This is a genomic window from Streptacidiphilus sp. EB129, assembly GCF_041262645.1.
Taxonomy (GTDB): Bacteria; Actinomycetota; Actinomycetes; order Streptomycetales; family Streptomycetaceae; genus Streptacidiphilus.
In genome coordinates this window covers 31,546-44,132 of the sequence record NZ_JBGCCS010000039.1, presented here as the reverse complement: position 1 = coordinate 44,132, position 12,587 = coordinate 31,546, and the positions used below count along the sequence as shown (strand labels likewise).

Annotated in this window: 11 protein-coding genes and 1 pseudogene; 5 read left to right on the top strand and 7 right to left on the bottom strand. The window is 70.9% G+C overall.

Annotated elements, in window-relative coordinates:
- Positions 1-108: 108 nt before the first annotated feature.
- A complete protein-coding gene (locus tag ABH925_RS32005; RefSeq protein WP_370153698.1) occupies positions 109-306 on the top strand; it encodes a helix-turn-helix domain-containing protein in 198 nt (65 codons plus the stop codon).
- A 210-nt stretch (positions 307-516) separates the two neighbouring features.
- On the opposite strand, the gene ABH925_RS32000 is transcribed toward ABH925_RS32005, so the two are convergent.
- Both ABH925_RS32000 and ABH925_RS31995 read right to left on the bottom strand, forming a co-directional pair.
- Positions 517-1,035 (bottom strand): hypothetical protein, encoded by a 519-nt coding sequence (locus ABH925_RS32000; RefSeq protein ID WP_370153696.1) that lies wholly within the window; start codon positions 1,033-1,035, stop codon positions 517-519.
- Between the two features lie 208 nt (positions 1,036-1,243).
- A complete protein-coding gene (locus tag ABH925_RS31995) occupies positions 1,244-1,819 on the bottom strand; it encodes a hypothetical protein (protein WP_370153694.1) in 576 nt (191 codons plus the stop codon).
- Between the two features lie 162 nt (positions 1,820-1,981).
- On the opposite strand from ABH925_RS31995, the pseudogene ABH925_RS31990 reads away from it, so the two are divergent.
- Positions 1,982-2,191, top strand: a pseudogene (locus tag ABH925_RS31990) (penicillin-binding transpeptidase domain-containing protein); the annotation flags it as partial.
- 175 nt (positions 2,192-2,366) lie between these two features.
- Here ABH925_RS31990 and ABH925_RS31985 read toward each other — a convergent pair.
- On the bottom strand, positions 2,367-2,933 hold the full coding sequence (locus ABH925_RS31985) for a hypothetical protein (protein ID WP_370153727.1): 567 nt from the start codon (positions 2,931-2,933) through the stop codon (positions 2,367-2,369).
- 299 nt (positions 2,934-3,232) lie between these two features.
- Between ABH925_RS31985 and ABH925_RS31980 the strand changes: the two genes are divergently transcribed.
- Positions 3,233-3,682 (top strand): pyridoxamine 5'-phosphate oxidase family protein, encoded by a 450-nt coding sequence (locus tag ABH925_RS31980; RefSeq protein WP_370153692.1) that lies wholly within the window; start codon positions 3,233-3,235, stop codon positions 3,680-3,682.
- A 477-nt stretch (positions 3,683-4,159) separates the two neighbouring features.
- Here ABH925_RS31980 and ABH925_RS31975 read toward each other — a convergent pair whose 3' ends face one another.
- A complete protein-coding gene (locus ABH925_RS31975; RefSeq protein ID WP_370153690.1) occupies positions 4,160-5,791 on the bottom strand; it encodes a sulfatase-like hydrolase/transferase in 1,632 nt (543 codons plus the stop codon).
- A gap of 227 nt (positions 5,792-6,018) precedes the next feature.
- Complete coding sequence (locus tag ABH925_RS31970; RefSeq protein WP_370153688.1) at positions 6,019-7,242, bottom strand: DUF2254 family protein; 1,224 nt, start codon at positions 7,240-7,242, stop codon at positions 6,019-6,021.
- A gap of 265 nt (positions 7,243-7,507) precedes the next feature.
- Between ABH925_RS31970 and ABH925_RS31965 the strand changes: the two genes are divergently transcribed.
- A complete protein-coding gene (locus ABH925_RS31965; protein WP_370153686.1) occupies positions 7,508-8,806 on the top strand; it encodes a cation:proton antiporter in 1,299 nt (432 codons plus the stop codon).
- Between the two features lie 304 nt (positions 8,807-9,110).
- Here the strand turns inward: ABH925_RS31965 and ABH925_RS31960 are convergent, their stop codons facing one another.
- Entirely contained in the window at positions 9,111-9,506 is a 396-nt protein-coding gene (locus tag ABH925_RS31960; RefSeq protein ID WP_370153683.1) for a DUF202 domain-containing protein, read from the bottom strand.
- Positions 9,507-10,305: 799 nt separating this feature from the next.
- Between ABH925_RS31960 and ABH925_RS31955 the strand changes: the two genes are divergently transcribed.
- Positions 10,306-10,767, top strand: coding sequence for a LysM peptidoglycan-binding domain-containing protein (locus ABH925_RS31955; protein WP_370153681.1), 462 nt, complete (start codon positions 10,306-10,308; stop codon positions 10,765-10,767).
- A 706-nt stretch (positions 10,768-11,473) separates the two neighbouring features.
- Here ABH925_RS31955 and ABH925_RS31950 read toward each other — a convergent pair.
- Positions 11,474-12,256 carry an alpha/beta fold hydrolase gene (locus ABH925_RS31950; RefSeq protein ID WP_370153726.1) on the bottom strand — a complete coding sequence of 261 codons (783 nt, stop codon included), beginning with the start codon at positions 12,254-12,256 and terminating at the stop codon, positions 11,474-11,476.
- Positions 12,257-12,587: the final 331 nt, after the last annotated feature.

Below are 12,587 nucleotides of genomic sequence, written 5' to 3'. Positions count from 1 at the left end.
CCGGACGACCGCTAGTTCAGAGAAGCCCGCGCACTCCCCCCGAGGGAGCTGACCGATGATCCGGAAGCCTGGCCCCGGCAGCCCAGCGCCGACCTGGGGGCCGAGGCCGTGCGGCAGGTCTCCCACCACCTCGCGACGGTTCTCGCCGAGCGGGGGCTGAGCCTGCGCGGGGCCGCCGCCGCCTCGGGAGTGAACCGGCAGGCCATCGCCGATCTCCTGGCCGGGCGCTCGTGGCCCGACGTCGCCACCGTCGCCCGCCTGGGGGGCGCGCTGAGCGCGGACCTGTGGCCGCCGTCGCCGAGGTGACACCGGATCGGACACCGCCGTCCTTCCCCGCCCGCGATCCGGTCACAACCGGTCACGAGCGTGCAGGAGTACGGCTCGACGCCCCCAGGCGCGGTGGTCGCCACTACGCTCGAAAGCGCGCGAGCCACCGCCACTGATGGGCGCTCACGCGACCCGCGGTGCCGCAGGGCTGCAATCCCGCGCGGCACCGCACCAACTCTTCTCCGCAGGTCACCGCGCCTGGGCGCCTCCCAGTCGGGCGGCGTGCCCGTTGATGCCCGCGGCGATCGCGAACACGCCCTTGTCGATCTCGGCCAGCCACCCGGTCTCCACCAGCCGCTTCAGCCGGGCCCGGACCGTCTCCACCCGCCGGTGCTCGTCCGGTTCGCCCATCGCCGCCGCGACCTCCTTCGCCCGCATCGGCCGCCCGGCGCTGACCATCATCACCACCACCTGCTCGTTCACCGGATTCAGCTTCTGCGGCTCGGCGCTTTGAGCCGGAGCTGACACGGCGGGCGGCAAGGGGCCGGTCAATGGAACGTCCAGGACGGTGCTGGCCGCCGTCGCGCCGACGCTGACCCCGGCCGCTGGTGCGAAGCCGGGTTCCTCGGGGAGCGTGGCCAGGGTCTCGCGGGTGATCGTCAGCCGGACCAGGCGTTCCTCGGCCACCGTGAGCTGCCCGCGCAGGTCCTCGATCCGCTGCCGGACCGACGCCGCCTCACCATCCAGCCGCTCGAACAACGATGCCATCGCCGAACCTCCTGACCTGCCCGAGCCCCGCCAGGGCCCCGCTCGAAAGCCAGGCTTCAAACAGGCCCAGCGTCCGCAAAGCCACGGTAGGCGCTAACAAAGCCACGCCGCTCAACCAGCAGCCGCAATGCCCACAACCGACCGAGCCAGGACCAGATCTGACCCGAGGAATCCGCATCAGGACCGGGGTCCTGACCGATCGGTCCGCTCAGCGCGCGTCCAGCGCCGAGGCCCACTCCTCCAGCGCGGTGAAATCCTGCGGCAGCAGCCCCCGGCTCGGGTCGATGCGCCGCAGCAGAGCCGCCCCGCCGTGGTGCTCGGCCACCCAGTCGACGTCCGCGTCGGTGATCTCGTCGTCCAGCCAGGCGAACGGCCGCCCGCTCACCCAGTCCATGATCGCCGGAGTCTTCCAGAACACATCACCCTCTGGCTGCGGTCGCGGTGACGGCCAAACGATGACGGGCAGGTGGGGCAGCCCCAGGACCGGAGCGACGTAGCCGTTGGCCTCGTCCTCCCAGGTAGTTGCCCACACCAGTTCGAAGGGCAGCGCGGTCAGGGCTGGACCGTGCTCGGGGTTGAGCCACACCCGCAGGGGTTTGGGCGCCTTGTTCGGCAACCCGTACGCGTTCAGGCGTGCCCGCTCGGCGGCTTCCCAGCGCGGGGTCATCAGTCGGTGCGTCTCGTACCCCTGCGGCCGCTGGTGCGGCTTGGCGGCGTACGGGTTCAACGGCCCGTCCACATCCACCAGCAGCAATGGCCGCGATGACGCCCCATCCACGCTCATGCGCTGAACCGTAGCGGCAAAAGCACCCGCGAGACCTGTGGATTACGACCAGGCCCAACATGCAACCCACCGACAATGCCGGCGGGAAGCGATCACCCAGCCGACGGGAAGCGATCTTCGGAACGTCGCAGACGACCAGGCCACTCCCACTCAAGAACACCCCTCGGCGGCAAGACCGGCACCGCTCAGCACGGCGTGAACAACGCCGACAACCCGTACGCCTGGTTCGTCTCCTACGCCAAGGACGGGAACAAAGAGGTCGCCGTGGCGGTCGTGGTCGAGGACAGCAACGCCCAGCGCAACGAGATCTCCGGCTCCAGCCTGGCCGCCCCGATCGCCAAAGCGATGATGCTCGCCGCACTCGGCAAGTGAGCCTCGTCTCGGATATTCAGGTGAGATCGCGGGTCAGCAGGAATACGGTCCGGTGCGGCGGCGCAGCCTGGAAGGTGGGCCAGGCGGGGCCGCGCTGGATCACTGCACGGTGCGGTGCTGGGGCTAGCGTGGGGCTTCGATGCTGGTGCCAACGGTCCGGTGCCAGAATCCGCGCTCAGTCGTCTTCGGGCAGGTGGAAGTAGACCGTCCCAGACCGCCAAGGTCCGAGCTCAGTCGTCTCCGACTCGATGACGACGTCCTGAACCGAGCCGACGCGGAGCCACCGCCCCCCTGACTGACCCAGGGCCGACCCACGTTTCCAGCGTGAGCACAGCCGCGGCCGACTCCAGGAAGCCGCCTGGACGGCCCTGCGCCCTCCAGAACCCTCAGCGCGATGACCCACAGCGGCGGCCGGGCCGGACCCGCCCGGTAAGGAACGGCTGTCCCCGTCACCGGCCCACTGCCATCTGGAACCCCGCCAGCCTCGCCCCGAACCACGACCCCGTCCACGGCGGCTCACAGCAGCCCCACCCCGCGCACCACGGGCCCCCGCGACGTGTACAGCGCCCCGGATGCCCGGCGGCACTCCCGACCCGCACCCTCCATGACCGGGCCACTCCGAACCCCGTGTCGTTACCGTTGGCAACGTAGGTGCGCAGGCCGTCCGGGGGGCCGCGACACCAGACGGGTTTCCGCCGACGGGGATGGTGGCGGTGACGGTGTTGCTGTCCGTGTCGATCACCGACGCCGTGTTGTTGCCGCCGCTGGCGACGTGGGCGTGCCGGGGGATGTAGGAGGCGCTGGTGGTCAGCGCGGCCCAGGCCGTGGGCGGGACGGTGGCCGGCGACGCCAGTCCGGCCGCCGCGGCCAGTCCCACCGTTCAGGCCCGTACCCACACCCCCGACCACCGCCATCGTTCTTGGCGCCCGCACGGCACGGCAGTCCCGGATCCGGGGCCGAACGGCCCTGGCATCGAGCACCCGGCGGCGTGACCATCAAAGACGGCGGTTCCCCACCCGCCGCAGCCGACAGGAGCCCGCTGTGAGTGCCGACCACACGTCCGCCGCCACCGCCCAGGCGCGGGGCCCGACGCTGCGGGACCTCGACCCGGCGCAAGCGCTGCGGCTGCTGGGCACCGTGACCTTGGGCCGGATCGTGTTCACCCAGCACGCCCTGCCCACGATCCGCCCGGTCAACCACATCGTCCACAACGGCGACATCATCGTGCGCACCCACCACGGCACGGCCCTGGCCGCCTACCTCGACAACGCCACCACCACCACGGGCGTTGTGGTCGCCTACGAAGCCGACACCATCGACCCCGACACCCGTCTCGGCTGGAGCGTCGTAGCCACCGGCTACGCCCGCCTGATCACCGACCCCCACCAGCTCCTCCCCTACCAGCGGCTCCAGCCCTGGACCGGCCAGGCCACGGACTGCGCGGTACGGATCCACCCCGAACTGATCACCGGCCGCCAACTGACCCGCTGACCGAATCATTCACGACCAGGCCCACCGAGGCGAAGCCGAAGAGGACCCCGACGAGTCCGGCCCACCCACCACAGGAGACACCAGCGGACCGCCGCGCCCCCAAGCCGACCACCACGCCCCGCCCAACGCGCCCGGGACCGGTCGACCACGAGCCTCCCGGAAGCAGTGTGGGGGTGTCGGCGAGGCCATCGTGGGCGAGTTCGTCTGCCCAGCCGGCCCGGACGACCTCGACCTCCGCGGCCCCGAGTCGGTCGAACGGCAGGCCAGCGCCAGCGGACTGTAGGCCCAGCACGCGCGTACGGGGGGCCTGCCCGACCCGTCAGGCAGACCCCCGGGGGAGGTGAGAGCGGCGAACCGTCTTCGGCTTCGCCCCCCGGGTACCCGCACGAGGGCGCAGACGCGCGGCCCCGCCCCGGTTGTGCCGGGGCGTTCGCATGTTCCCGCCCGGCGCACCGGTAGCTGTGTCCCTCGGGCTGGTTACTGCTTCACGCGCACTTCGGCAGGCCTGCGCCCGGCGGGCACACCGCCGTCGCCGTGCCAGGTCGGCCAGCCGAGCAGACGGGGGCGCTCGGTGACCCAGGCCCGGTCGTCCGAGCCGATCTCGGAATCGATCAGAGCCTCAAGGAGGGCGCTGTAGCGGGCGACGAGTTCGCGGTGCACGGGGTCGGTGGCGAGGTTGCGCATCTCGGCCGGGTCCTGCTGGCGGTCGTAGAGGACGATGTCGTTGTCGGCGAAGAGCTCTTCAGCAGTGGTGGGCCGGTTCGGGTGGCCGGGCGAGAAGTAGCGCGCGAAGGTGTAGCGCTCGTCGGTGTAGCCGCGCAGGAAGCCGCGCTTGTTCCAGTCGGGGCGCAGCGCCCCGGATTCGATGCGCTTGGGGAGGTCGGGGTCGCCGAACTCGGCCCAGAAGGCGGCGTCCAGGTTCACGATGGATTCGACGGCTGTCAGGGCTCCGTCGCGGACCGAGCCGCCTTCCAGGACGGGCACCAGCGATCGTCCGTGCAGCGCCGGGAACTGGGAGGCGACCGCAGCTTCGTCGACGCCGGCGAAGGCGAGGATGCTGGGGGCGAGGTCGACAGCCGAGGCGACGGCGCTGGTGCGGGTGCTGCCGGCAAAGTCGGGGTGGCTGATGATGAGGGGGACGTGGAAGTTCTCGTCGTAGGCGAGGTTGCCTTTCTGGCGCAGTCCGTGGGAGCCGGCCATCTCGCCGTGGTCGGAGGTGAAGATCACGACTGTGTGGTCGGCCTGTCCGGATGCTTCCAGTGCGTCGAGGACGGTCTCGACGCTGCGGTCGACGTCGCGCAGGCAGTTGAGGTAGAAGTTCAGCCCTTCGCGCCAGCGGCTGTCGTCGGCTACGGGGCCGAAGACGGTGTCGAGCATGCGGGCGTACTCGAGGACGGCGGGCGCGGCGCCTGACAGGTCGTCGTGGAGGCTGGCGGGGAGGTCGAACTCCCAGGTGCGCTGATAGACCGGGATCTGGGCCGCGGCCTTCGTGATGACTGCGTGTGCGAGTCCTGGCGGGAGCTGGACGGGCGAGGTGCCGCCGTAGTCGAAGCTCATGATGTCGTGCGGATTGACGAAGTTGACGGCCATGAACCAGGGCTGCTCCTGCGAGACGGCCGGGGCCCGGTTACGCAGCCAGCCGACCGCCTGCCCGGCGATGACGGGGTCCACCTTCAGCCCGGCCCACGCGCCGCCGTCGATGTCACCCCAGTCGTTGAACTCGGAGAACCCGTACGGCTCCAGCGCGTTGGTCGTCGGGCCCTGGCTCTCCGGGGTGATGTAGCAGTTCGACAGATGCCATTTGCCCTGGTACGTCGTGTAATATCCGGCCGCGCGGAGCATCGTCCCGATGGTGCCCAGCTTCGGGTCCAACGGGCGGATGTAGGGCATGTTGTCGTTGTCGTAGATCTCCGTGAGGGGCAGGTGCTGCCCCGTGTAGATCACCGACCGGGACGAGCTGCACATGGCCGAGGCGGCGTAGTAGTGCTCGAAGGTCGTGCCCCTGGTGGCGAGCCGCTCGCGCGCTGGCAGGGAGAACCCGGCGGGGCGAGGGACGTTGAAGCGTTCCTCATCGGTGACGATCAACAAGATGTTCGGACTGCGAGTCACACCACCACGTCCTTCGGTCTGGAAGCCCACGGGGGCGCGCCCGACCACAAGGTGGACCGTGCGGGCGCTGGCTGCCCGACGTGCTGCTCTGTGGGGTCGACCCTAGGCAGGCGTTCGCGCCTGCCAACCGTGACACGACGCTGGTCACGGCAGGGCGACCCGGTTGGAGCAGAGCCAGCGCGCCGGGCAGGTTCCGCCGCGAGGCGTTGACCACTGCAGGGTCTGGGTCACATCGTTGGCGCCTCCGCCACTGCTTCCTGCCAGTAAAGCGGGAATCGGTCCGTCAGCTCCTGCTCGACCCACCGAAGGCGTGAGGTCAGCGGCACACGGCGGTCGGGGACTTGTGCGACGTCCAGCAGAGCGAGCAACATCCTGCGAGTGCGGAGCAGGACCATCGGTGACTTGGTGGCGGCGGCGAACAGATCGTCAAGGCTGATCCGGACGAACTCCGTCCAGGCCGGCATCCGCAGGACCACGCGCACGGCATCCTTGTCGTCGGTCACGGACCCGGCATCCAGGGAGTCCGTGGTGAGGCGGCCGAGCAGCCCTTCCAGTGCGTCCAGCACCTGGACCGCGGTGGCCGGGTCGTTCACCGCCGGGGACAGTGCCCGAAGGCCGATGTCGGCGAGCAGACGGAGGGCGAAGAGGGGGTCCTGATGGAAGGTCCGTTCCTGTCCCGCGACGATCGCCCGTACCACTTCGGCTTCGGGCAGGTCTCCGCCGCGGATGTCCGCGATGCGGGTACCGCGCTGGATGGTGGATCCGACCTGCACCCGCATCACCACGACGGCGTCGGCTCTGGTTGCGGCGTTCGTCAGGCCGAGAATGTCGAGCTGCTCGACGGTCGTGGTGGTGCCGGGCCAGCTCACCGTGGCGCGCAGTTGCGGCAGGGGAGGAGTGACTCCAGCCTCGGTGGTTCCCGCCTTGTGTGTGGTGTCCGGATAGAAGGCGTCGATGACCTTGTGGGCCCGCTCGGTCGTGGTGGCCAGGACGTGGGCGAGCTGGATCGACTGGAAGGCCCGTAGCTGGAGGTTGCGGACCAGGCTGAGAGTGATGACGGTCAGGACCACGGTGGTGACGGGCACCCACACCGAAACTTCGCTCTTCGCGCCGATCGCCAGCGTCGCGGTGGTGGTGTACACCAGCAGCCCCATGACGAACGCGAAAGTGCGCCACACCATCGGGTCGGTACGGAAGAGCGCGAGCCGGGGGGTGAAGTTCCCGGCCGCCCACTGCACCACAAGGAACGGCAGCGAGAAGATCACACTTGTCACGCCCACGATGGCCGGACCCACGGAGAGCAGGACCTCGGTGGCGCGCGTCGCGTCCACCCGCCATCCACCGTCGATCCGCGGGAGAAGCAGACCGAGCACGCGGCCCAGGCCCGCGCAGACCAGCTGAGCAAGCCCTGCCCGGAGCCGGCGGCGGGGGCGTACCACCCGCTCAGCCATCCCACGCGACCCGAACGGTGCGGTCGGCGGTGCGTCCACAGCGGGTCTCCGTCCAGTCGCCGACTCCAGGTGAGCCACAGTCGAATGCGGACCGCGCCCGGGGCAAGCCGCCGTACGCAGGTTCGGCCGATCAGCCGCTCACGGGTCACCCCAGGGTGGGGACAGGCGCGTGGCCGTGCGCCGGTGCGGGGTGTCGCGGGTGGCTGCTGGTTCCGGCCGTGGAATGTGGGAGTTCGATGACCCACGCTCGTCGTGAGGAGTGCCGATGAGCCAGTGGCCTGTGGTGGTGGCCGGCGGCGCCGTTGTCGGCTACGGCGCGATTTCGCGGCGACTGTCGACGACTGTGGTCTCCGGACCGTTGGTGTTCATGCTGGTCGGTCTGGCGATCGGTCCGCTGGGCCTGGACCTGATGAACCGGGCCAGGGATCCGGAGGTCACTCGGACGCTCCTGGAGAGCGCTCTGGTCCTCGTGCTGTTCGCGGACGCGGCGGCGGTCCGGGCCCGGGACCTGCGCTGGGAGGAGTTCCTGCCGCTGCGACTGCTCGTGGTGGGCCTGCCGGCCACGATGGCGCTCGGGTGGCTGGTGGCCTGGCCGCTGTTGCCTGGTCTGACCGGGTGGGAGCTGGCCCTGGTCGGCATCATCCTGGCGCCGACGGATGCTGCGCTCGGGCAGCAGGCCGTCTCCAACGAGCGGGTCCCGGCGCTGATCCGTGGTGGCCTGTCGGTCGAATCGGGTCTGAACGACGGTCTGGCGCTTCCGTTCTTCGTGCTGGCGTTGGCGGCGGCGGGTGAGGGCCACGGGCATCCGGGCGTGGCCGTGACGTTCCTGCGTGCGCTGGCGCTGAGCGGCGCGATCGGACTCGCGGCCGGCTGGACCGGGGCGAGCGTGCTGCGCTGGTCGGTCGCCCGGGGGTGGAGCACCTCTGACTGGCGGCAGTTCCTGGCACTCGCTGTTCCGGCCATCGCGTACGCGACGTGTGTCGCGGTCGAGGGCAGCGGCTTCATCGGTGCCTGGGCCGCTGGGCTGGCCTTCGGTATCCGCCTGCGCCGGGCGCCTGCCGACCACGGCATCAGGGCACAGGGCCCGGATGCCGTACAGACCACGGGGTTCACCGAGCGCCTCGGCCTCCTGCTTGCCTCGCTGAGCTTCCTGGTCTTCGGCGCGGTCATCCTCGGGCCGACACTCCAGCACCTGACGTTGCGGATCGTCGTCTACGCGGTGATCAGCCTGACCGTCGTCCGGATACTGCCGGTCGCACTCGCGCTGATCGGCACGGGTCTGCGACCCGCCTCCGTGGCCTACCTGGGCTGGTTCGGTCCGCGCGGGCTCGCCTCCCTGGTGTTCGGCCTGATCGCCTACGAGGAGCACCTGCCCGGGACGGCACTGCTGAGCGACGTCATCGCCGTGACCGTGGGCCTGAGCGTCCTGCTGCACGGCGCCTCTGCCCCGTTCCTCGGAGATCGCTACGGCGACTGGTTCACTCAGGCACTCCGCGCCGACCCGGACCTGCGGGAGAACGCGCTCGCGGCCCACGGCGGGCCAGACGCGCCGGGCACCCGTTAGCAACTCGTCCCCCGTGAGAAACCCCGCGTTCGGGAGTACAGATGAAGGCACCGCGCCACGGGCTCGCCTGCCTGTCCGTTGGCCCACAAGGCACCGGGGCAGACTCGGCGTGACGCGACCGAGACGGTCACGAGCCGAGGACGACAGCCTTCCGCCAAACCCGGCCGACACGCCACGGGGGATGCCCTCACCGGACCAACGAGCGGCCTGCCCCGCCGTCACATCCCGGCGGTGCCGACCGCTGGCTGTTCAGCCCGAAGCCGCCCTCCGGGCCGCCGCGCGTCTGTGTGACCGGGACAAGGCGTCAGTGGCCGCCCGGAGCGAATGCGATCACCGCGATGGCCACTCCTGCCAGCAGGACGAACGCAGCCGCAAGGAGAGCCTGCACCGGCAGGTGCCCCAGGGGGCGGCCCATCCTCATGCGTTCCTGACGGACACGCCATTGCAGGTAGCCCACCACAGTGGCGGCGAGCGACAGCGAGACCAGCAGACAGGCCAGCGCCAGGCGCAGTGCCCGTGGTACACCGGTGACCAGCTGAAGAACCGCCAGGAAGCTGGCCAGCAGCGCCAGGGCGGTCCGGGACCACGCCAGGAAGGTCCGCTCGTTGGCCAACGTCGCGCGGTAGTCCGGCTCCTGCCCTTGCTCCCACCAGGCTCGCGCCTTCTCGCCGTCATCGGGGCTGTGCGGCTCCTCGGCCACCGGTCCCTCGGCCTCCTCCCGAACGGCTTGCGTGCCGTCCGTCGTCCCGGGCGGGCACCGTCCCGCGGGGCCGCACCGACTGATCCGCTCCTGCAGATGCCCGGCAACGGCAGTTACGGCTACCGCCCACGCTAGGCGGCCGGTGGGCCCGGGCGCAGCCTGACTGCGCCGCACCCATGAGGAGACGGTGCCGTACTCGTGGCCGGCGGGCCCCGGGGGCTGGGCCGGCCAGCCCGATGAGCGCAATCCCTCCGCCCTGCGCTCGCCGTGCCGCCCCGGGGCCACTGGGGGTGGCAGTCACCGCAGACGGAGCGAGACGACGGAGACGCCTGGAACGGGTCATCGGCCTGGTCTAGTAGCACACCCCGGGCCCGCCGGGGTGCCGGTGCTCGGCTCGCTGGCCTGCGGCTGGGGCGCGGTGATTTTCCAGCGCCGCCGCCACGCCCACTGCCAGGCCACCTGCGCCGGACGGCTCACTCCCGCAGCCCTCTCGTTCGCCGAGGGATGGCCTCCCCCGGTCCAACGAGCAGCCGGGCGCGCCGTCACGCAGCGGCCGGTGTCAGCGCGGTGACGCCGCCCTGGTGTCAGTGCCGTGCCGCATCGGTGAGTGGTGTGCGGCCCTGGTGTCGGCGGGTGCCGGGTGTCCGGGTATGGATCGTTGTTGTTGTGTCAGGATTCGCCGACGGCTGGGGGACGGGGGCTGGGACGCCCGGTCGGGTCAAGGTTTGCGCCGCGGCGGTACCGGTAGGACGGGACGGGGGACTACACCCCTGACAGGAAGCAGCCTGAGGGAGCCACCGTGACGATTGCGCATGACCCGACCACCGGCGAGAAGCTGCTCAGCGTCTCCAACGCGCAGGCCGCCTCCGATCCGGCAACCGCCAACCAGACGGCCGCCGACGCCATCAAGACCTACATCGGCAGCCAGGGCCTGGACACGTTCAGCTTTCAGGTCGACTTCGACTACGGTTCGGGCACGGTGACCATCTTCGGTTCCGTGGCGGACCCGCAGACGGCCGCGCAGGTCATGGTGGCCGCGGTGAACGTCGCAGGCGTCTCCGCGCTGAACACGGATGCCCTCGACCCCCAGCCCCCGGCCACGTTCTACACGGTCCAGTACGGCGACAACCTGCCCAAGATCGCCGCGCAGCAGTACGGCGACCCCAGCCAGTCCGACCTGATCTACCAGGCCAACAGGCCGATGCTGTCCAGCCCCGACAAGCTCTACCCCGGGCAGGTACTCGTGATCCCCCAGCAGTAGCCGACCCATCACGGCGTACCCAGCCAGGCCGCCCGGCCCGCGAGAGAAGACACCCCCACCACCAGGCGCACCCATGCCCGCCCTCCCTCTCATTCCGTCACGGGCCAGGCACACCAGGGGGATGTCCGTCTCCGGGATGGCCGTTGCAGGCCCGCTGAGCAGGCAGAACACCCACCCGCTCCCGAGGGGCGCGCGCACCCTGCGGCACCCCATACAGCACGGCGGTGGGCAGGGCTTACGGCACGGCATACGGCAGCCCGGCGTTACTCCCCAGTCCCGGGCCCCGGGGCCCGGCGCCGGCTGTGCGCCCGGCGGCGGGGCCTGGTGCCGGCCGGGGCCGCCGCGTACAACCCGCGCCCGGCGCAGCACGGGCGTCCCCGGAGCGCGGTCAGGCGGGGCCTGTGTGCCGGGGCCCGGTCGGCCGGTGTGTTCTGCTTCGAGCTGGGCGAGCAGCGGCTGCAGGCAGGTACGGGTGGCGGGAGTCAGGATGCCGCCCCACGGCCCCGGCCCCGGCTGCGGTGGAGGGGGCGGGGGCGGGGTGCGGTGCTACGGCGGGCCTTCCACGCGGCGTGCAGCTCAGCCCGCAGGACGAGCCGGGCTCCCGCGCCTCGCCCACGCCCCTCCCCAGGGAGGATCGGCGATCTCCGTCGGCGTCTCCCCAGGAGTCCGGGTGGCCGGCGCCGTCGCTGGTGGGCGCGAGGCCCGGTCAGTGTTCGATCGGGGGCTTCAGGAGTTCGGCGGGCAGGGGACGTCCCAGGACTCTGCGCCGGATCACAGCCGTGAACAGCTCAGGCTTCTCCCCGTTCCAGCCGTGCCCGACTCCGGGAACCAGACGAGCCTCACCTGACCCGAACGCCTCGGCGATCTCGGTCAGGGAGCGTTTGACAAGGTCGTGCTCGTTCTCCCCGGCCACCGCCAGGACCGGATACGGGGAATCCGCCGCCTGGGCCGGCACCCGGAAGTCCAAGTCCTCCTCGTTGACCCTGCGAAACGCGTCCCTGGTCATGGCCCGTGCCGAGGCCAGGTACCCGTCGAGCTCCGACGAGGGGATCTTGAGAGTACGGGCGTTCGCCCGCAGCAGCAGCCCCGACCTCACCACCGGCGCCATCAGCCTGCCCAGCAGGCGCATCCGGCCCGGATGCGGGAACGGACGGACGCTCACCCCGCTCACCGTGGCGCTCACGACCCGGTCCGGCGTCAACGCGGCCAGCCGCACACCCACATAGCCACCCAGAGACAACCCCACGACATGGGCCCTGCCCTGCGGTACGTGTGATGCGATCACCTCGGCCACCAGGCCGGCCGTGTCCGCGATCGAAACCCACGGGCAGCCGTTGCTGCGTCCGTGCCCAGGAAGATCCGGCACCAGGACGTGCAGATCCCCGGCAAGGTCCCGCACCTGTCTGCTCCACATCCACCCTCTGGTACCCGCCGCGTGCAGCAGCACAACCGCCGGAGCACCCCTCGTCCCCGCGACTTCGACAGCCATTGGCATGCCGCCCACCATCGCACAGCTCCACCACGACCACGAAGCAGTCCACCGAACCGGCCGGTCCGCTCCACCGTCGACCGGATCGCCTCCACTGCGGAGCGCAGGGACTACCTGCGCGTGGACGGCAGCGACTCCGCCTCGGCACCGAGCCCCGTGCAGCTCGGCAACGCCTCCCCGGCCTCCCGCCCACCAGCACAATCACAGTGACACCCCACGCATTTCAAGGGGGCCGACCTGCTGGTTGGGAGTTCGGTACTCAGGTGAATCGGAGGATCCGGAGGGACGGTCTTGGGTCTATCACGATTCATGACACTCCCACGGTCTTCCA

Excerpts from the sequence above, each read along its gene's own strand:
- ABH925_RS32000 (WP_370153696.1), bottom strand. The coding sequence starts at position 1,035 with ATGGCATCGTTGTTCGAGCGGCTGGATGGTGAGGCGGCGTCGGTCCGG.
- ABH925_RS31995 (WP_370153694.1), bottom strand. The coding sequence starts at position 1,819 with ATGAGCGTGGATGGGGCGTCATCGCGGCCATTGCTGCTGGTGGATGTG.
- ABH925_RS31970 (WP_370153688.1), bottom strand. The coding sequence starts at position 7,242 with ATGGCTGAGCGGGTGGTACGCCCCCGCCGCCGGCTCCGGGCAGGGCTT.
- ABH925_RS31965 (WP_370153686.1), top strand. The coding sequence starts at position 7,508 with ATGAGCCAGTGGCCTGTGGTGGTGGCCGGCGGCGCCGTTGTCGGCTAC.
- ABH925_RS31950 (WP_370153726.1), bottom strand. The coding sequence starts at position 12,256 with ATGGCTGTCGAAGTCGCGGGGACGAGGGGTGCTCCGGCGGTTGTGCTG.